The following is a 19643-nucleotide window of genomic DNA, read 5'->3' as shown; positions in this document are numbered from 1 at the left end:
CATGAAAAGTGTCGTGATCCAACAGCCGGAGCGGCTGGTGATTGAGGAGCGCCCACTGCCGCACCCGCAGCCGGGCGAGGTGCGGGTGCGGGTGATGAGCGCCGGTATCTGTGGCTCGGACGTGCACATTTTCCAGGGCCACAATCCGTTCGCCAAATACCCCCGAGTGATCGGCCATGAGTTCTTTGGCCTGATTGACGCAGTAGGCGAGGGCGTGGAGGCGTCGCGCCTCGGCGCACGGGTGGCGGTCGATCCGGTGGTCAGCTGCGGCCACTGCTACCCCTGCTCGGTTGGCCGCCCGAATGTTTGCACCTCCCTGCAGGTGATCGGTGTCCACCGTGACGGCGGATTCAGCGACTACGCCTGCGTGCCGGATCGCTGCGCCTATGAAGTGCCGACGGCCATCCCTGATCAGCATGCCACCCTGATTGAGCCATTCACCATCGCCGCCAACATCTGCGCCCAGCTCCAGCCGACGGCGCGTGACATCGCGCTGATCTACGGGGCCGGGCCGATGGGGCTGACGCTGATTCAGGTACTGCGTGGCGTATTTGGGGTCGCGCAGATTATCGTGGTGGATCGCATCCCGGAGCGGCTGGCGATGGCACAGGAGAACGGCGCTGACTGGGTGATCAACAACCTCACCACTGATCTGAAAGCGGAATTGGAGCAGGCTGGCGTGCGGCCGACGCTGATTGTTGATGCCGCCTGCCACCCGGCCATTTTGCCGGAGGCGACCATGCTCGCTTCACCGGCGGGGCGTATCGGCATCATGGGCTTCTCGCCGGAACCCTGCACCCTCAGCCAGCAGGCAATAACCGGCAAGGAGCTGACCATCTATAGCTCACGCCTGAACAGCGGCCGCTTCCCGCAGGTCATCGCGTGGATGGCGGAGGGCAAGATCCAGCCGGAGAAACTGGTCACGCACCGCTTCCCGCTGGAACATGTCACGGACGCGCTGCAACTGTTCGAACAGGACCAAAAAACCTGCTGCAAGGTGCTGCTCAGCATCTCCGTGTAGCGCCCCGTGCCGCCACCCTGCCGGCATTGATAACGAGAAAGACGTGGAGTCATTATGATTAAGAACTTGCGTTGGATCATCGTCTTACTGCTGTTCCTGGTATACATGATCAACTACCTCGACCGTGTGGCCCTCTCTATCACCCTACCGATGATTGAGCAGGACTTGACGCTCAACGCCGAGCAATTTGGCCTGATCTTCGGCAGCTTCTTCTTTGGTTATGCGCTGTTCAACTTCGTCGGCGGGCTGGCGGTGGACAAGTTTGGCCCAATGCTGGTGCTGGGCGTGGCGGTTGGCCTGTGGTCAATCTTCTGCGGCATGACGGCGCTGGCAACCGGCTTCTACTCCATGCTGATCCTGCGGGTGCTGTTCGGCATGGCCGAGGGGCCAATCTGCGCCTCCGCCAACAAGATGATCAACGGCTGGTTCCCGCGTAAACAGGCAGCGACCGCGATGGGCCTGCTGAGCGCCGGTTCACCACTGGGCGGCGCGGTAGCCGGGCCGATTGTTGGCTATCTGGCGCTCTCTTTCGGCTGGCGACCTGCTTTCATGATCATCTGCGCCATCGGCATTGTCTGGATGCTGGTCTGGTTCTTCCTGGTAGCGGACTCGCCGGAGAAGAGCCGCCGCACCCTGGAGAGCGAGCGGGCGCTGATCGCGCAGCAAAAGGCCGAGGAGGGTGAGCAAGAAGCCGCGCCACAGGCGGGCCACTCGCTGGGCTACTACCTGAAGCAGCCGATCATTTTGGTGACTGCCTTCGCCTTCTTCAGCTACAACTACATCCTGTTCTTCTTCCTGAGCTGGTTCCCCTCTTATCTGGTGCAGGCGCACGGCCTGAACATCAAGGAGATGAGCATCACCACCATGATTCCGTGGATTGTCGGATTCGTCGGGCTGGCGCTGGGCGGCATCATCTCTGACGCCATCTTCCGCCTGACCGGCCGGCTGCTGCTGTCACGCAAAATCGTGCTGGTGACCTGCCTGCTGGCCTCGGCGGCCTGCGTGGCGCTGGCGGGCACCGTCAGCCAGGTGGTGCCAGCGGTGATGCTGATGTCAGTGTCGATCTTCTTCCTCTATGTCACCGGCTCCATCTACTGGGCGATCATTCAGGATGTAGTGCATAAATCCCGCGTCGGCGGCGCGAGTGGCTTCATCCACCTGATTGGCAGCGTCTCCGGCATTGTCGGCCCTATCGTCACCGGCTTTATCGTGCAGAACACCGGCAAGTTCGACAGCGCCTTTATTCTGGCCGGCGGTGTTGCCGCGCTGGGCGCGATTCTGGTGCTGCTGGTGGTGCGGTCGCCGCGTGCGGTGTCGCCGGCGGCCACCAGCCACTGAGTCGGGTCAGCCACTGAGTCGGGTCAGTTACTGAGTCGGGTCAGCCACTAAAGCGAATCGTATAATAGAAAGGGGAGCCTGATGGCTCCCCTTTTTTATTCGCCGCGGTAGCGCTCCAGCCAGTGGGCGTAGGGGGCGGGCATCACCCAGGAGGGGTTGTCGATGCCAAGCCGGCGCGCGGCCATGTAGGGCCAGTGTGGGTCGGCCAACATTGGTCGCGCCAGCATCACCATATCAAGCTGGCCCTCTTGGATCATGGCGTTGGCCTCCTCTGGCGAGCTGATGTTCCAGCTGGTGGCACAGGGCAGGCCGGTCTCGCGCCGCACCCGCGCCGTCAGATCGGCGAGCATGTTCGCCCCCCAAGGAATGGCGGCATCGGGCGTGGAGAAGCCCATGCTGACGTCAATGAAGTCCAGCCCGGCGCGCTTGAACTGCTGGATCAGCGCAATGGCCTCGGCAGTGGTCTGCTCGTCGCGGCCATCAAACTCAATCACGCCAAACCGCGCGGTCAGCGGCAGGTGATCCGGCCATACCTCACGCACCGCTTGCAGGGTCTCCAGCAGGAAGCGGCCACGGTTCTCCGCGCTGCCGCCGTACTTATCCTCACGCTGGTTGGAGTGCGTGGAGAAGAAGCTCTGCCCCAGATAGCCGTGGGCAAAGTGCAGCACCAGCCACTCAAAACCGGCGTCCCGCGCCCGCGCCGCCGCCTGCACAAAGTCAGTTTTTATCCGCTCGATATCCTCCAACGTCATGGCGCGCGGCACCTTCGGCAGGTTGGCGCCGAAGGGCAGGGCGGAGGGGGCGAGTGTCTCCCAGCCACGCGGATCATTTTCGGTAATGTGGTCATCCCCCTCCCACGGGCGGTTGGCGCTCGCCTTGCGCCCGGCATGGGCGATCTGGATACCGGCCACCGCACCGGCCTCCTTGATGTCACGCACAATCGGCACCAGTTTGTCCGCGTGCGCATCGCTCCAGATGCCTAGATCGGCTGGGGTGATGCGCCCCTCCGGCGACACGGCGGTAGCTTCCACCACCACCAGCCCCGCGCCGCCGCGTGCCAGCGAAGCGTAGTGCGGCCCGTGCCAGGCGGTGGTCAGGCCATCCTCCGCCATATATTGGCACATGGGGGATACGGCAATGCGGTTGCGTAGGGTCAGCCCCTTCAGCGTCAGGGGGGAAAAGAGTGAGCTCATGGCGTCTCCTTAAGGGTAGGGCAGGTGCGCCGGGCACCGTGCCGGGCAAAGGATCAGTGTAATGGCTAATCGGTCGCCTTGCCGCCGCCGCACGCCATAAAAAAAGCCACCCTGAAGGGTGGCTTTTGGATGTCAGCGTTAACCAAACCGCTGCGGATCAACGTCTGCTTAGTGAGAGCGCATACCTGCGGCGGTCATCAGCAGGCGGAACACGGTTGCGACGCAACCCAGGGCCAGAATACTGCCGGCGTAAATCGCGACCAGCCAGGCAATACGTTTCCACAGCGGGGAAGGAGCCTGAGCTTGGGTGTTCTCAATCATCTATTCCTCCTAGTTATAGCTAACAATCAATGAATCAATGGTAGCCTTCGTCCGGGCTGATCTTCCCACGGAACACGTAGTAGCTCCAGAAGGTGTAGGTCAGGATCACCGGAATGATCAGCAGGCCGCCCACCAGCATGAAGCCCTGGCTCTGCGGCGGGGAAGCCGCCTGCCAGATGGTGATGCTTGGCGGAATGATGTTCGGCCAGATACTGATGCCCAGACCAGTGAAGCCAAGGAACACCAGCGCCAGCGTCAGCAGGAACGGCGAGTAGTGCGCGTGGCGTTTCACGCTGCGCAGCAGGCCCCAGGCGGACAGCAGCACCAGTACCGGCACTGGCAGGAAGTAGAACAGGTTCGGCAGGGTGAACCAGCGGGCGGCGATAGCGCCGTGCGCCATCGGCGTCCAGACGCTGATCACGGCAATCGCGGCCAGCAGCAGGATAACCAGCGGTTTCGCCAGCGCCGACATCTTACGATGCAGGCCATGCTCGGTCTTCATAATCAGCCAGGTACAGCCCAGCAGTGCATAGGCAATCACCAGACCCACGCCGCAGAACAGGGTGAACGGGGTCAGCCAGTCCATCGCGCCGCCAGCGAAGGTGCGGCCTTCAACCGGGAAGCCGTTGATGAACGCGCCAACCACAGTACCCTGGCTGAAGGTGGCAAAAATGGAGCCGAAAATGAACGCTTTGTCCCAGAAGGCACGGTGCTCTTCGGTCGCCTTGAAGCGGAACTCGAAGGCCACGCCACGGAAGATCAGCGCAATCAGCATGATGGTCAGCGGAATCGACAGCGCATCAATGATCACCGCGTAGGCCAGCGGGAAGGCGCCATACAGCGCCGCGCCGCCCAGCACCAGCCAGGTTTCGTTGCCGTCCCAGACCGGGGCAACGGTGTTGACCATCATGTCACGTTCGATTGGATCTTTGTTGAACGGGAACAGGATACCAATCCCCAGGTCAAAGCCATCCATCACGATGTACATCAGCGTCGAGAAGACGATGATGGTGAACCAAATAATAGAGAGATCGATACCCACGTTATTTACCCTCTTCCGATTGGTTTAACGGTTCCTGAACCGCGGAGAGCGGACGTGCAGGGGTATGTTTGGTGCCTGGGCCACCCTCTGGGGTGTGGTCGCCTTCGCCGGTCTGCGGGCCTTTCTTGATCAGGTGGATCAGATAGGTGTAACCCACGCCGAATACCGACATGTAGACCACGATGAACGCCAGCAGGCTGATGCTCATTTGCAGGTCACCGTGCGCGGAAACCGCATCCTTGGTGCGCAGCAGGCCATAGACCACCCACGGCTGGCGGCCAACTTCAGTGGTGAACCAACCTGCCAGAATCGCGATCAGGCCAGATGGGCCCATCATCAGGGTGAACCACAGGAAGGCGCGCGAGGTGTAGAGGCGATCCTTGAAACGCAGCCACAGGCTGACCACGCCCATCAGTACCATCAACATGCCGAGGCCGGCCATGATGCGGAACGACCAGAACACAATGGTGGAGTTCGGGCGATCTTCTTTCGGGAAGGTCTTCAGTGCCGGAACCTGCTTATCCAGGCTGTGCGTCAGGATGATGCTGCCCAGGTAAGGGATTTCCACGGCGTATTTGGTCTTCTCCTGCTCCATGTCCGGGATGCCGAACAGGATCAACGGCGTCGGCTCATTCGGCGGGTTCTCCCAGTGGCCCTCAATCGCAGCGATTTTCGCTGGTTGGTGCTCCAGAGTGTTCAGGCCGTGCATGTCGCCCAGTACTGCCTGGATCGGGGAGACAATCAATGCCATCCACAGCGCCATAGAGAACATCTTACGGATTGCCGGGGTGTCATTTTTGCGCAGCAGGTGCCAGGCCGCAGACGCACCCACAAAGAAGGCGCTCGCCAGGAAGGCCGCGGTTGCCATGTGCATCAGGCGGAACGGGAAGGACGGGTTGAAGACAATCGCCATCCAGTCAGCCGGAACCACCAGCCCATCTTGCAGCGCATAGCCCTGCGGCGTCTGCATCCAGCTGTTGGAAGCCAGGATCCAGAAGGTGGAGATGATGGTGCCGAGGGCAACCATGCAGGTGGCGAAGAAGTGCAGGCCACGGCCCACGCGGTTCCAGCCAAACAGCATGACGCCGAGGAAGCCAGCTTCGAGGAAGAAGGCCGTCAGTACTTCATAGGTCAGCAACGGACCGGTGATGCTCCCGGCGAATTGGGAGAAACCGCTCCAGTTGGTGCCGAACTGGTAAGCCATCACCAGACCGGAAACCACACCCATACCAAAGTTAACCGCAAAGATCTTGGACCAGAAGTGGTAGAGATCGCGATAAACTTCATTTTTGGACTTCAGCCACATCCCTTCCAGAACGGCAAGGAACGTCGCCAGGCCAATGGTGATGGCTGGGAAAATAATATGGAAGGAAACAGTAAAAGCGAACTGTATCCTGGCGAGATGAAAGGCGTCTAATCCAAACATTGCTTACCTCGATCTAGCATAGCATCCTCATTTATTATTTATTTACCAGCAATTAACAGGTGAGCTACATTTCCGTGCGGTTCAGGCAATTAACTGCGGACTTCTTTCCTGTTTTGATCGCAAAAACCAACCCAGGAGAATGGGCAAGCACAATAAATTGATCTGCATCAAAGCGGTGGTGATTATTGATATGAATTGTTTCTGGCGCAGGTTATTCAGACTTTGTTGCAATGTTGAGCTTTTACCAATGTATGATAATGAAATGTGAAAATGGTGTACTTTATGTGGCTATATTGGGATAAAGGAGATGAAAATTAACCAGAGTATTTCTCTGCCTATTTTGTTTATTTTAGCGTGAAGTATTGGCATTCACGCTGGGCAAAAAGCGTTGGAAAGAGAATGCCCTCGGGCAGGGGTCATGGGGTAAATAGCGCTTTGGTAAAATCGATAAAGTGAATCACCGTGGGCGAGCGCTCCCACTTCCGGTAGATGATGTTGATTTCAGAAGGAATGGCGGGTGGCGCCAGCGGGCGATAGACCACCTCTGGCAGGAATACGGTGTTAGACAACACATCCGGCACCACGGCGACGCCCTCATTGAATGAGACGCGTGACAGCACATCCACCAGGCTGCCGGGGCTTTCACTGCGCTTGACCTTAAAGCCGCCACGCCGCGACACCTCTACCGTGCCATGCGGCTGTTCCGGCAGGATAAATTTCTCATTGCGTAACTCCACAGGTTCAATTGGCTGCTGGCGCGCCGCCAGTGGATGGCCCGCCGGCAGCGCTACGCAAAAAATATCCTGCTGAATATGAAGGCTTTTTATATCGTCTGGTAGCCGCATCGGGCTGCGGATAAAAGCGACGTCCAGCTTTCCCTCACTGACCATGATAGGCAGCTCATTCATCGGGTATTCGCGCGGCGTAATGGTGACATTGGCCGTTGCCTTCCTGAATTGCGACAACAACTTACTCAGAATACCAGACCAGAGCGCGGAGCTGACGTAGCCCAGTCCCAGATGCCCCACCTCGCCACGGCTGGCCAGCCGGCCAATCTCCATCGCCCGATCCGCCTGTGCCAGCGTGGCTTTCGCCTCCACCAAGAACAGGCTGCCGGCCTGAGTCAGGCTGACACTACGCTTGGTACGAACGAACAACTCTACGCCTACCGTCTCTTCCAATTGGCGAATTTGCACCGACAGGGTAGGCACCGAGATGCCGAGCTTTTCCGCCGCAGCGCCAAAATGGAGCTTTTCCGCCAGAACGATAAAATAGTGAAGATGCCTGAGTTCCATGTGTTACCTACAATTAGCTTTTAACTAATAGTAATGCAAAAAAAGTAAAACATCGATAACGGAAAATCTTCACAGCCTGAAAAATATTGTTACATCCGTGCTGTAATAATAACCAGTGGTGGGGCGCAAAACGATAAAGGAGATAAATCACACAATAGACAGGGGTAAGCCGTTAACACCACGAGATGCAACGCCTTCCGCTTTCTTATGCCATAACGTGCCGTGGCGTTGGGCACAGTTGAGGCACTTGCCATCTACATCGGGATTTGTAACAGCCAGCGAGCGGAGGCTAATGCCATGTTTTCTCTATGCAGCAACAAAAGGCAGGGTTAATTGCGAAAGGCACCCCAAGCGACAGTACCTCTTGCTCTAGTTATTGTTACAACATACTGTAATCGGAAGGAGAGTAAACAGGTCATAACGAAGGGAGCATTGTTAATGATCATAAGGCATCACAGAAAGATATTTAGCCTGGCATACTTTCGCTATCACTTTCATCCTCTCTCCATGCGATCAGTTAGCGAATAGAAAAAGTCCATGCAGGCATCCATTTATTCCGAATAAAAGATGAAAAAGCGCGGAAGAGGGGTGTATTAAAAAGCGCCTTAATAACTTATCCATTCATTTTGTATAACATTAATGAAAATCGTTGATAACGATTAAGTAAAGATTGCGCGCCCCTGCCTTATTCAGCATAGTGAAAAAATAAACAGGAGAGTGCAAATGGAAAGTGAATGGTTAGCTCTGTTATCTATCAGCGGTGTCATTGCGCTCGGTGCCATGACGCCAGGGCAAAGTTTTATTCTGGTGGCACGTGTCACCATGGCCTCTTCCTTACGTGAAGGCATCGCTGCGGCGGCAGGCATGGGGGTAGGGTGTGCGCTCTTTGCGTTGATCGCCCTACTGGGTCTGCATACCTTGCTACTGGTCGTCCCTTGGTTGTATACCGCGCTTAAAATTGCCGGGGGTATTTACCTACTCTATCTGGCGATGAAAATGTTGCTGGGCAGCCGTTCTACAGCGGTGGCTTCCCCGCCCTCTGAGGCACCGGCCAATGTCTGGCGGGCCTTTCGGCTTGGGTTGGTTACGCAAATCAGTAACCCCAATACCGCCGTTGTTTTCGGCAGCGTATTTGTCGCTTTCCTTCACCAGCAGATCGCTGGCTGGATGTTTCTGGTACTGCCGGCTCTGGCCTTTACCATCGATTTCGTCTGGTATGCGCTGGTGGCCTGCTTGCTGGCAACCCCGGCGCCGCGTGCTTTCTATCTCTCATGCCGGCGTGGTTTTGATCGCACGGCGGGCACCGTCATGGCATTGCTGGGCCTCAAGCTGATTTTACAGCGCTGACGGCCGGGCCGGTGCAGGCCGGCCCGGCCTTTGTCAAAGCTTATCGGCACTGCCGCACATGATGATTTTCTCCTCTACTACCCGTTGCATGGCCTCTTTGGCGGGTTGTAGATAGTGGCGGGGATCGTTGGCCTGCGGATGGGCGGTGAAGTAGGTTTTCACCGCATCAGCAAAGGCGATTTTCAACTCAGTGGCCACGTTGACTTTGCAAATCCCGTTGGCAATCCCTCGCCTGACCATGACGTCTGGAATGCCTGACGCCCCATGCAGTACCAGTGGCGTCTCTGTCTGGCTACGGATCTGCGCCAGCCGCTCAAAATCAAGCTGTGGCTCCCCGTCATACAGGCCATGTGCCGAACCGATGGCGACGGCCAGTGAGTCAATGCCAGTGCGCGCGATATACCCCGCGACACTGTGCGGATCGGTAAAGAAACTCTCCTTCTCCGCGACCTGAAGATCATCCTCCTGGCCCCCCAGCCGACCCAGCTCTGCCTCAACGCTCACCTCATAGCGATGGCAAAAACGCACTGCCGCCGCCACGGTCATGATGTTCTGCTCAAAGGGCGCGTGGGAGGCATCGATCATCACTGAACGCACACCGGCACACACCTTGCGCTCAATGTCAGCCAGCTCTTCATGATGATCCAAATGCAGCGCCAAGGGGCGTTTTAGTTTCTGCGCGGCCTGTCGGCAGAGGGCCACCAGATAACCAACCCCCGCATAGGTAAAGGTGCCGGGCGTGCCAGCCAGAATCACCGGTGAGTTGAGCCGGGCGGCAGTTTCTGTCACTACCTGGATAGTCTCCAGATTGTGGATATTAAAAGCAGGCACCGCGTAGCCCTCACGCTGTGCCTTTTTGAGCATCTCCCGGGTGGGTATTAAATACATAGCGATATCTCTAAAAAAGGGTCGCCTGACAGACGGGCAGGCGCAGACCGTAATCAGTGGGAAGCAAAGCCCAACAGCAACTTGCCCTGCATTGGCCGACCCTGTAGGGCGCTGACCTGACTGGCAAAGGTTTCGGCATCGCCGACATGGGCAATCAATGGCGCAAGGTTAAGCGCCTGCTGCTGAAACAGTGTGCTGGCCTGTTGCCACTCCATGCCCGGCCAGGCTGCCGAGTAGTTCATCCAACTGCCAATCAGCGTTAGCTCCTTGCGCAGGATCTGGCCGAACTGCGAAGGCGTCAGGGTGATCTCCCGGTGCACTGTGCCGACCAGTGCCACCTGCGCGCTCGGCCCGGCAATCTCCAGCGCCAGCGCCACGGTTTGTGGGGTGCCAGCGGTCTCCAAAATCAGCTGGTCAAAACGGCGCTCGTGCAGCTGTTCAGCGATCTCCTTGGCGCTTAGCAGGGCGCTGTTGCAGAGGTGGGTGGCGCCGGAGATCTGCGCCAGCTCCAGCTGTTGCGGGACGATATCAAGGGCAGTCACTGACGCCGCGCCCAGCGCCCGGGCGCATTGAATCGCCAGCTGGCCGATGGTGCCCGCGCCTATTACCACCACATGTTTGCCTTCGCAGCCGCCTGCCAAATTGAGCGCATGTAGCCCCACGGTGATGGGCTCGAAAAAAGCGCCCTGCAACAGGGTCGTGCCGGTCGGCAGCCGGAACAGGTTCACCCGCCGCACCACCACATATTCCGCATGGCCCCCGGCCGAACGCGAGCCGATGAACTGGTAGTGGTAGCACTGGGAGTAGAGGTGGCGCTGACATGCCTCACAGGCAAAGCAGGGTTGCAGCGGCACACAGGCCACCGCGTCGCCGACCTGCAAGTCCGTAACCTCTGCGCCGCAGGCCACCACTTCACCGCTGAACTCATGCCCCAGGGTGATGGGGTAGAAGTGCGCGCCCCCGGAAAAAATGCGTGGAATATCTGAGCCGCACAACCCGGAGTACGCCACGCGCACCAGCACCTCATCGGGGTGGGTGAGCGTCGGTTCTGGCTGCTCTTCAACCCGTATCGCACCATCGTTATGAATGACAACTGCTTTCATCACCAACTCCTGCAAGGGGGCGAGCCGCCCCCGGTCAATTAAAGGGCTGTAGGTTTTTCAGCGGTAGTTTTTGCAAGCTCTGCCGTGGCGCGGGTGGCGTTACGCGCCCGTCGCCAGGTGAGCAGGACGCCCGCCAGGTAGATCGCGCCAATCACCAACAGGCCAGTCACGTTCTGCCAGGTCAGCAGTTCAATCAGCAAGTAGGTGATGGGTGAACCGCCCTGATCCATTGAGGCGACCAGTCCACCGCTCGCTTTCAGCGTGCCAGCATTGGTGGCCAGCTGAGTGTGGAGCGGGATGGTCTGGGTGGCGATCCAGAGGGTGATACCCATGATCAGCGTGCCGGAGATCAGGGTGCGGAACAGGTTGCCCTGATGCACCGCTACCGCCATCGCGACGAAGAAGCCAATCGTCGCCAGATCGCCAAACGGCAGAACCTGGTTGCCCGGCGTCACTACCGCCACCAGAATGGTCAGCGGAATGAAGATCAGGCTGGCGGAGACCACTGAGGTGTGGCCGAGTAGCAGCGCTGGGTCAAGGCCGATAAGGAACTCCTGCCCGCCAAATTTCGCCTGCAACTTTTTGCGTGCCTGACGGGCAATCGGGGTCAGGCCATCCATGATCGGCTTGATGACGCGTGGCATCAGCAGCATGACGGCGGCAGTCTTGACCGCCAGTTGCAGCACGCCCTTCACGTCATAGCCAGCCAGCAGGCCAATCAGCAGCCCCATCACGAAGCCGACGGTGACGGGTTCGCCAAAGGGGCCGAAGCGTTTTTGTACGTCATCGGCGCTGAAGTGGATCTTGTTCAGGCCCGGCACCCGCTCAATCAGGGTATCCACCAACACGGCAATCGGCCCAAGATAGGCTGAGGAGCCGTGCGGAATGGCGATCCCTTCCAAAGCGAAGAAGTCACGGGTGTCCTTGGCGAACCAATCCCCCAGCTTGTAGACAAAGGCGGCATGTACCACGACCCCCAGAATCGCCAGCCAGTAGGAGCCCGTCGCGATGTGTACCAGCGCGCCGGTAAAGGTCATGTGCCAGATATTCCAGATATCGACATTGACCACCCGGGTCATGCGGGTGACCAGCATCAGGATATTGACGCCAATCGCAATCGGAATCGCCACCAAAGCAATTTGCGAGGCCCAGGTCATCGGCGATGAGCCGGGCCAGCCGATGTCCACGACCTGCAAGTTGATGTCGAATTGCTCCGCCATCGCTTTCGCCGCCGGGCCGATGGAGTCGAGCATCAGCCCAATCACCAGCCCGATGCCGACAAACCCAATGCCGATGTGGATACCGGATTTAAAGGCTTCGCCCAGTTTCATGCCCAGTAACAGCGAAAAGAGCATGATCACGATAGGCAGCATCACCGTCGGCCCCAAATCGAGGATATAGCGCATGATGTCAGTGAACATGGCGACTACTCCTCCAACAGGGCCAGTATCTTCTGTTTCAGCTCTTCAATGCCGACGCCAGAAACGAAGGGCATACCATGTACCACCGGGATGTCACCGAATGTGCGATCGACCCGGGCTGTGGTGCAGATCAGGTCAGCGCCATCCATATAGGTTTCGATTTCCGTCACGCGGCACTGCACCAGATCAAGCTGGATATGGTGTTCGGCGCACAGCTCTTTTATCTCTTCCGCAGCCAGGGTTGAGGTCGCCACGGCGCCCCCACAGGCAACAATGATTTTTCTTTTCATAGGACAACTCCTTGTGGTTGTTTTTGTTGAAGATCAGAGGCAGGGCAGGGGACGAACAGATGGCGGGCGAAGTACGTCCCCAGCTCGTCATCGGGTACAGAGAGCAGCGCGTCCAAGAAGCCAGGCTCCTGTAACTGGCTGAACAGTGTGCGCAGCAGAACCAACTGTTGCTGCGGGTCAGTGACAATCAGCGCAATGATCAGCGAGACAGCCACCAAACAGGCATCATCGGCCTGCTGAAACGGCACCGGCGCCGTCGGGCGGATCAGGTAGAGGGCCGGGTGGCAGGCATGTTCGGCGCTACAGTGCGGAATGGCGACCGCATGGCGCTCCAGAGCGATGCCGGTGGGGAACTCCGCCTCGCGTGCCAGCAAAGCCTCCGGGTAACTGGCTTTCACCACCCCCTGCGCCAGCATCTGCTGGCCGATATGGCGCAGCGCGGTTTCCGCGTCGGCAAAGTCAATCTGGGTCTTGATGAAGAGATCACAGGGTTGCATCAGCTTCAGCCTCCCATTCGGTGGCCTGTGGCAAGCAGCCATAACGGTAAGCGCGCAACACATCCTGGATCTTGTCGATAATCAGCGTATGCGGCGTGGCCTCCAACGTGCCCGCCATAATCCGTTGGAATTGGTGCGGCAGGTACTGGCTGAGCAGGCCCAACGGCAGCGGCGTCTGTTCAAGGTTGCCAATCAGCTGGGCCAGCGCCGTCTGAATGCGGGCATGTGACCAGTAGTAGCGGATGCGATCTGACAGGCTGAAGTGCAGGTCAACCAACGCCTTGCTGAAGGTAGGGTGGTAGTACTTCTTCCAGTAGTGCGGCTCATCCAGCATCACCTGATCAATCACCTCCCGGATCTGGCTGCGCTGTTCTGGCGCCACCAACGTCTGTTCCATCTGCGCCAAGGCAAATACCGCCTCACGTAGGGCAAAGGTCAGCGCTGGCCCCACCTTGAGGATGGCATAGTGATCCTGCACCAACTGGCGGTAGGCCTGTGGCGTCTGGTAGTCCGTGGAGTGGGCCTCATAAACCAGTGGCGTTTCAGCAATGAAGCGGGAGAGCGACTGGGCGGCCTCCGGCTGGTAGGGAATGACGCGGGAGTGATCGAACTCAACCCCGGGCTGCACCACCAAGGCAATAATCCGTGGAATGGCCTCCTCCAGACCCGCTTGCCGGAAGGCAACCTCATGCAGGCGCAGGGTTTCGGCGGCATCGCTGGGGCGGGTGATATGCACCTGCTCAATGGCGCTGGCCTCACCGCCCGGCACGGGCACCTCGGTGCCGATGACATAGGTAAGCCGCTGCTTTTGAGCCGGTGTCGCAACATGTTCCGCCACCCGGCACAGTCGCGCCGCCCGCTCGGCCACCACCGCAGGGGGCAGCGGGGTGGGATCATCGGCACAGGACATGGAGGCATCCAGATGGATTTTGCTGAATCCGGCGCTGACATAGGCGGCAATCAGGGCCTCCGCCTTTTGCATCGCGACTTCTGCCGGCTCATGTTGCCAACAGTTCGGGCCAAGGTGGTCGCCGCCCAGAATCAGGCGCTCCGAAGGGAAACCTACGCGTTCGGCAATACTGAGCACCCCTTGGCGAAAATCCTCCGGCATCTGACCGGTGTAGCCGCCAAATTGATTGACCTGATTGGAGGTGGCCTCAATCAACACTTTCTGCCCACTGGTCAAATCAAAACGCAGGGCAGCTTCAATGACCCAAGGGTGTGCTGAGCAGACTGAACAGATCCCCGCCTGACCATCACGCTTATGTTGTAGGATAACGTCTTTCATTTTTAATCTCCGTTTGTTTTCGAATAACAATCTATTTATTTCGAAATGTCAGCAAGGCGCGGTGCGCCAATTCGTGACCCGGATCGTAAATATTCTTCGTTTGTTTTCACATTTGCGGGTGTCTTTCGAAATGTCGCACAAAAAAATGGTGGGTTAAGGCGGGCCTTTCAGAAGTGTGGTGAATGAATAAATTTAAAGCATAATTCAATGTTATTATTAGTTTTTATGCAAAGGAGTCAGGTTTTTTCTGATAAGTTTCTTGAAGCGGTAATGCCTCTGCGGTCGGCCATTCAGGGGTGATAAGATTTCCCTCCCCTTTCGTATGCCGATTGTTTACACTGTCAGGAATACAGTGAGATGGACCCATATTTATGAACTCTTATGAAAGGCGTAACAGAATTATCGAGCTGGTCAATCAACAAGAGAGCGTGTTGGTGACCGATCTTTCTTCTGCTTTCGATGTCTCCGAGGTGACGATCCGCGCGGATCTTCGCCTGCTGGAGGAGAAGGGGCAGGTGATGCGTTTCCACGGCGGGGCAGCCCGGCCGCCGGCTGGGCAACAGAGTGAGGCGGAGATTCAGGAAGTGGTTCTGGAGGATCGCTACAGGCTGGCCAAGGATCCCAAGAAACGCATTGCCCAAGCTGCGGCGGCTATGGTGCAGCCGGGTGATACCCTCATTCTGGATAGCGGCAGCACGACCATGCTGATTGCCGAGGAGCTGGCAAGTCACCGCGACATCACCATCATCACCAATAACCTGCCGGCGGCCTTTATGCTGTCAGATAACCGGGAAATCACGCTGGTGGTCTGTGGCGGCACCCTGCGCCATAAGACGCGATCCCTGCATGGGGCGTTGGCGGAAAATACCCTGCAAGGCATCTCGGCCAACCTGATGTTTGTGGGAGCGGATGGCTTTGATATGCACAACGGCATCACCACCTTTAATGAGGGTTACTCCATCAGTGGTGTCATGGCAGAAGCGGCAGAGCGGGTCATCGTGGTCACGGATGCGTCGAAATTTGGGCGGCGAGGATTCAATCAGGTACTGCCGCTGGCGAAGATCAACGGCATCATTACGGATGAGGGGATCAGCGCTGACGACCGTCAGACGCTCGCACAGTGTGATATTGAGTTAACTATCGTCTGAGGATGAGGCGAAAGCCCCATACTCATGGGGCTTGCCGAAAACTATTTGGCAGGTGCGGGCATCGGGGGAAGTTCTATCACCGAGAGGCGAACTTCATAGTGACCACCGCTTTTTTGCGGCATGGCAGAGAGCAGTTTATTCAGCCCCTCGGTTGGGTTGTCAGTCTGCATGGATGCCTGATACAGCGGGATCATGGGCGGTGGCGGATTGCCAGGGAAACCGCCATGTGGCCCCTTGCCGTCAAAAGCTGTCGGCGGGTTGCCATGCGCATTGTCCGCCGGAGCGGCAAAGGCAGAGAGGCTGGATGCAGAAAGCGCCAGTGCCAGTAGGCTGGCCGTTGCTAAAATCTTTTTCATTATTCCCTCCAGAACCGTGCAATATCGCCCGGTGCCGCTATCAAACGCTTTCTCAGCGTGGCGCTCAAGACGCTTTACGCAACATTTTCCCTGCTAACGCAAAACTGAATATTGAGACACATCTGGGCCAAAAGCTGACAAATGCGACGATAACGCCTTGATTCAACAGATCTCTGGAGGTTAACAGTGATGTCAGGAGGAGAGGGGGAGGCTACTGGGGAAAACACAAAACCCAGCATGAGGCTCCTATAAACTGCATCGGGCTGTGGCGTGGCGTGGATGAACATGAGCTCCAAAGGCCAGGGACAGCAAAGCAGGTTGTTTTTTATTTTCCCTTATTGGGGCAAGCGCACCCAGGGACAGGCTAAAAATCAGGAGCGGCCTGTAAAAGCACACAGCGGACGGATTAGAAGATCTGGCACGCCAGGGCAATCAGCACGACCCAGAAGGCTGCGCACCCGCCAAGGATCAATTTCCATGCCACCGGGCGGCTGATCGAATCAATGTTAAAAACAGGTTGCTGTTGCTGCTGCTTGATAACGTGTTGATGATTGTTCATGGTGCTCAGTTCTCGCCAGTAAAAATTAGGAATAATCGTATGAAGTGCCTAACGGAGCGTGAATATAAACTATACAAACTGATAATGCATTCTAAAAAATCATATAAAAGAGTGTATTTTCTTCTAGGAAAAGTCCTATCCATAAATAATAGTGGTTTAACAACCAGTGGTTTTGTTAACTCAATCAAGAAATTTCTATATTTATTTGATTTTATTAAATTTTAAAAGTGCTATTGCTTGCGCCGCTAGCGCTTACGAAGGAGCCAGCTGCCACCAAGCGTGTCTTGGGAGGGGGTTATTGTAAAAATGGCTTTTCTATTAGAGCAAGAAACTCGGTAACAATTGGTCAATTAAAATAATGTGATTATTCGATTAAGAAAATCTATCAGAAAGTTAAAAAAAAGAGATGGCTGGCGTAGAGGCCACAGAGGCTATCAGGCCTATGCTCGTTAGGGACTTTCAATGCCGCAACAACTTAATACTGCTTCGTAAAATATTTATGTTAAAAATCAATAGATTATAAAATATCGGTGGAGGTTGGGAGCGCTATGGAAAGCCTGATGGCAGAAAATCGTCTATATATCAGCAACGTCAAAAGAGTCCATAGGCAAACACCGCTTTTATACTCTTAACTGCGTTAGATCAAAAATTTTGCGACATTTATCGCTTTATCGATACCTGGCGCTGGACAAAACTCCTGCTAGTTGCTGTACTGTTACCCGACACACGTTTTGTGTCGTTCATTCACGTAAAGGTAAGTTTGATGTCTAAGATTAAAGGTAACGTTAAGTGGTTCAATGAGTCCAAAGGCTTTGGTTTCATTACCCCTGAAGATGGCAGCAAAGATGTATTCGTGCACTTCTCTGCTATTTCTGGCAATGGTTTCAAAACCCTCGCTGAAGGTCAGCGTGTAGAGTTCGAAATCACTAACGGTGCCAAAGGTCCTTCAGCTGCTAACGTTGTTGCGATCTAATTGCCCCCATTCTATAAAAAACCCGCCTCGGCGGGTTTTTTTATGTCCTGAGATCACTGCTCGCTGCGTGCGGGTCGGCGTACCAGCAGGGTAAAGCAGAGAATGGCCAGCAGGTAACACCCCAGAATGGTACAGGCCATCGAGAGCGTTGATGTCCCTTTCAGGCCAGTCAACGGCACGCTGATGGCACCCAAGGTAAACATGGTCATCCCAATCAGCGCCGAGGCGCTGCCCGCACTGTTGGCCTGCGACTGCATGGCCAGTGAGGAAGCATTTGGCCCGACTACGCCAATGGTCAGTACCGAGAAGAACAGCGGTATTAACAGCATCACGAGCGGGGCATGCATGGCACCGGCCACCACCAGCAGTAGCGACGCGAGCGCGGCAATCGTCAACCCTAGCTTCACCACTTTCAGCTCGCCCCATACCAAACTCAGGCGGGTCGAGATTTGGGCGGCAATCACTAAACCAATGCCGTTCAGAGCAAAACAGAGGCTGAACATCTGGGGCGAGAGGTGGTAGATCTCCTGCAAGACAAAGGGTGAGGCACCGATATAGGCAAACATGCCCGCGGTCACGAAGCCTTGAGTCAGGCATAACCCCATAAATTGACGCTGGCGCAACAGCCCACCCAGGTTACTGAGCAATGCCCCGACGCCGCCATGCGCCCGGCGCTCGGTGGGCAGGGTTTCATGCAGCCGCCAACGGGAGAGGGCTATCAGCAGTGCGGCAATCGCGGCCAGCACCACAAAAATGCCCCGCCAATTCATGATTCCCATCAGGGCTCCGCCCAACACCGGCGCAAGAATAGGGGCCAGACCATTCACCAACATCAGCAGGGCAAAAAAGCGGGTCAGGTCATGCCCTGAATAGAGGTCGCGGGCAATCGCGCGCGACAGCACGGCACCGCCGGCACCGGCCAATCCCTGTAGGAGACGGGCGGCGATCAGCTGGTGGATGTCCGTTGCCAGCGAGCACCAGACCGAGGCGGCCAGCAGCAACAGCAAGGAGAGCAGCAGCGGGCGCATCCGGCCCAAATTATCGCTGAGCGGCCCGAAAATCAGCTGCCCCAGCCCGAGTCCAAACAGCCCGGCGGTCAGGCTGAGCTGCGCCTGAGCGGTAGTGCTGCCCAGTTCGGTGGAGAGCTGCGGCAGGGCCGGCAAGTAGAGATCGGTACACAGGGGGCCAAGGGCGGCCAGCGCACCTAACGCCAGCGCATAACCGAGGCGCTGGCGGGCAAGTTGTGGATTCATGGTTTATCCGACGCAGGTAAAATGGTTGAGAAAATGGAGAAGTAGAGGGTATTGAGCAGGTCGGGGTCAGCCTTTTGGTTATTGCGTACCCGAAAGGCCGTGCCTTCACACATCACGGCGATGAATTCGGCACGCGCCGCCAGCTGCTCTTTGCTCAGGTGCGGGTAGGTAGCCATCAGCAGTTCCATTGACTGACTGAATAGCCGATCGTCTGCCTCACGCAAAATTCGGGCAACAGTGGGGTTACGGGTTGCTTCTGCGGCAACCTCCAGCATCAACGCGCGGTCGATCTCTCCCTCATCCTGTTCACCCATTAATATCCGATGTGACAATCTGTGGGCCATTTCACTCATCGCGCCCTGTTTGAGCTGCATCCGGCTGACTTTCTTCTCCACGATGCGTCGCACAATCTCTTCGATGATGGCGTCTTTATTGGTGAAATAGCGATAAATCTGGCCGACGCTCAGGGAGGACATCTGGGCGATCTCCGCCATGCCAGCACCGTGGAAACCGTGGTTGCGGAAGCAGATCCGCGCCGCGGTAATGATCTGGTCGCGCCGCAGGCGGGCGCGCTCTTCTTTATTGAGCGGCTGATTCATTGCATGTTCCAAAGTCAGCATGGCAGGGTACTCTCATGCCAGTACAGTATAGGCAGGCAAATGAGAACGAACGTTCACAGCGAATTGTATGACATTCAATAACGCAGGGAAATATTAAATTCGTGTTGGTTAGGGCGCGGTTGAGGCAGGAAAAATACCGGGCGAAGCCGCCCGGCGGGGGCTCAGAGCGAGAAGTATTGATACAGGAAGCTGATGACCGTCACCAGACAGAAAGTGACGGCAAGGCACTCAACAGGCGTTTTCGGCAGGGCGAACATAATGCAT

Annotated in this window: 20 protein-coding genes; 5 read left to right on the top strand and 15 right to left on the bottom strand. The window is 56.9% G+C overall.

Translation table 11 applies throughout. The features are described 5' to 3' along the window. Position 1 precedes the first annotated feature (1 nt). Both ACK3SD_RS12890 and ACK3SD_RS12885 read left to right on the top strand, forming a co-directional pair. The gene (locus tag ACK3SD_RS12890) at positions 2–1021 is read left to right on the top strand and encodes a Zn-dependent oxidoreductase (protein ID WP_481125749.1); all 1020 of its coding nucleotides are present in this window, start codon (positions 2–4) and stop codon (positions 1019–1021) included. Positions 1022–1075: 54 nt separating this feature from the next. After that, a complete protein-coding gene (locus tag ACK3SD_RS12885) occupies positions 1076–2359 on the top strand; it encodes an MFS transporter (RefSeq protein WP_481125748.1) in 1284 nt (427 codons plus the stop codon). A gap of 95 nt (positions 2360–2454) precedes the next feature. Here ACK3SD_RS12885 and ACK3SD_RS12880 read toward each other — a convergent pair whose 3' ends face one another. The 5 genes from ACK3SD_RS12880 to ACK3SD_RS12860 form a co-directional block, all read right to left on the bottom strand. Then, positions 2455–3552: an NADH:flavin oxidoreductase/NADH oxidase gene (locus ACK3SD_RS12880; RefSeq protein ID WP_481125747.1), complete on the bottom strand. Its 1098-nt coding sequence runs from the start codon at positions 3550–3552 to the stop codon at positions 2455–2457. Positions 3553–3720: 168 nt separating this feature from the next. Continuing rightward, positions 3721–3873, bottom strand: coding sequence for a DUF2474 domain-containing protein (locus ACK3SD_RS12875; RefSeq protein WP_137763928.1), 153 nt, complete (start codon positions 3871–3873; stop codon positions 3721–3723). 34 nt (positions 3874–3907) lie between these two features. Continuing rightward, positions 3908–4915, bottom strand: coding sequence for a cytochrome d ubiquinol oxidase subunit II (cydB, locus tag ACK3SD_RS12870; protein WP_137763927.1), 1008 nt, complete (start codon positions 4913–4915; stop codon positions 3908–3910). Position 4916: 1 nt separating this feature from the next. Beyond that, positions 4917–6341 carry a cytochrome ubiquinol oxidase subunit I gene (locus ACK3SD_RS12865; protein ID WP_481125746.1) on the bottom strand — a complete coding sequence of 475 codons (1425 nt, stop codon included), beginning with the start codon at positions 6339–6341 and terminating at the stop codon, positions 4917–4919. A gap of 416 nt (positions 6342–6757) precedes the next feature. Next, a complete protein-coding gene (locus ACK3SD_RS12860; RefSeq protein ID WP_481125745.1) occupies positions 6758–7636 on the bottom strand; it encodes a LysR family transcriptional regulator in 879 nt (292 codons plus the stop codon). Between the two features lie 723 nt (positions 7637–8359). Between ACK3SD_RS12860 and ACK3SD_RS12855 the strand changes: the two genes are divergently transcribed. After that, positions 8360–8983, top strand: a complete 624-nt coding sequence (locus ACK3SD_RS12855) for a LysE family translocator (RefSeq protein ID WP_481125744.1) — start codon at positions 8360–8362, stop codon at positions 8981–8983. Between the two features lie 33 nt (positions 8984–9016). Here ACK3SD_RS12855 and ACK3SD_RS12850 read toward each other — a convergent pair whose 3' ends face one another. The 6 genes from ACK3SD_RS12850 to gatZ are packed head-to-tail and all read right to left on the bottom strand — an operon-like array spanning position 9017 to position 14470. Beyond that, the gene (locus tag ACK3SD_RS12850) at positions 9017–9871 is read right to left on the bottom strand and encodes a tagatose bisphosphate family class II aldolase (RefSeq protein WP_481125743.1); all 855 of its coding nucleotides are present in this window, start codon (positions 9869–9871) and stop codon (positions 9017–9019) included. Between the two features lie 53 nt (positions 9872–9924). Beyond that, a complete protein-coding gene (gatD, locus tag ACK3SD_RS12845) occupies positions 9925–10974 on the bottom strand; it encodes a galactitol-1-phosphate 5-dehydrogenase (protein WP_481125742.1) in 1050 nt (349 codons plus the stop codon). Positions 10975–11012: 38 nt separating this feature from the next. Beyond that, positions 11013–12395, bottom strand: coding sequence for a PTS galactitol transporter subunit IIC (locus ACK3SD_RS12840; RefSeq protein WP_481125741.1), 1383 nt, complete (start codon positions 12393–12395; stop codon positions 11013–11015). Between the two features lie 5 nt (positions 12396–12400). Continuing rightward, positions 12401–12685 (bottom strand): PTS galactitol transporter subunit IIB, encoded by a 285-nt coding sequence (gene gatB / locus ACK3SD_RS12835; RefSeq protein WP_137763920.1) that lies wholly within the window; start codon positions 12683–12685, stop codon positions 12401–12403. Beyond that, on the bottom strand, positions 12682–13182 hold the full coding sequence (gatA, locus tag ACK3SD_RS12830) for a PTS galactitol transporter subunit IIA (RefSeq protein ID WP_481125740.1): 501 nt from the start codon (positions 13180–13182) through the stop codon (positions 12682–12684). Before gatA ends, gatB begins: the two co-directional genes overlap by 4 nt. Further along, positions 13169–14470 carry a tagatose-bisphosphate aldolase subunit GatZ gene (gene gatZ / locus ACK3SD_RS12825; protein WP_481125739.1) on the bottom strand — a complete coding sequence of 434 codons (1302 nt, stop codon included), beginning with the start codon at positions 14468–14470 and terminating at the stop codon, positions 13169–13171. The genes gatA and gatZ overlap by 14 nt, the downstream gene beginning before the upstream one ends. A 371-nt stretch (positions 14471–14841) precedes the next feature. On the opposite strand from gatZ, the gene ACK3SD_RS12820 reads away from it, so the two are divergent. Further along, positions 14842–15618, top strand: a complete 777-nt coding sequence (locus tag ACK3SD_RS12820) for a DeoR/GlpR family DNA-binding transcription regulator (protein ID WP_481125738.1) — start codon at positions 14842–14844, stop codon at positions 15616–15618. 41 nt (positions 15619–15659) lie between these two features. Here the strand turns inward: ACK3SD_RS12820 and ACK3SD_RS12815 are convergent, their stop codons facing one another. Both ACK3SD_RS12815 and ACK3SD_RS12810 read right to left on the bottom strand, forming a co-directional pair. Next, positions 15660–15974, bottom strand: coding sequence for a hypothetical protein (locus tag ACK3SD_RS12815; protein ID WP_481125737.1), 315 nt, complete (start codon positions 15972–15974; stop codon positions 15660–15662). Positions 15975–16380: 406 nt separating this feature from the next. Continuing rightward, positions 16381–16533 carry a hypothetical protein gene (locus ACK3SD_RS12810; protein ID WP_168195858.1) on the bottom strand — a complete coding sequence of 51 codons (153 nt, stop codon included), beginning with the start codon at positions 16531–16533 and terminating at the stop codon, positions 16381–16383. Positions 16534–17296: 763 nt separating this feature from the next. Here ACK3SD_RS12810 and cspE point away from each other — a divergent pair. Next, complete coding sequence (cspE, locus tag ACK3SD_RS12805; protein WP_137763915.1) at positions 17297–17506, top strand: transcription antiterminator/RNA stability regulator CspE; 210 nt, start codon at positions 17297–17299, stop codon at positions 17504–17506. A 53-nt stretch (positions 17507–17559) separates the two neighbouring features. Here the strand turns inward: cspE and ACK3SD_RS12800 are convergent, their stop codons facing one another. After that, positions 17560–18759 carry a multidrug effflux MFS transporter gene (locus ACK3SD_RS12800; protein ID WP_481125736.1) on the bottom strand — a complete coding sequence of 400 codons (1200 nt, stop codon included), beginning with the start codon at positions 18757–18759 and terminating at the stop codon, positions 17560–17562. Beyond that, on the bottom strand, positions 18756–19358 hold the full coding sequence (locus tag ACK3SD_RS12795) for a TetR/AcrR family transcriptional regulator (RefSeq protein ID WP_481125735.1): 603 nt from the start codon (positions 19356–19358) through the stop codon (positions 18756–18758). Before ACK3SD_RS12795 ends, ACK3SD_RS12800 begins: the two co-directional genes overlap by 4 nt. Positions 19359–19643 lie beyond the last annotated feature (285 nt).

The sequence above is a fragment of the Chimaeribacter sp. YP20170169 genome (assembly GCF_056739715.1).
The sequence above is the reverse complement of the archived record's forward strand: the minus strand, read 5'-3'. Positions and strand labels throughout refer to the sequence as shown.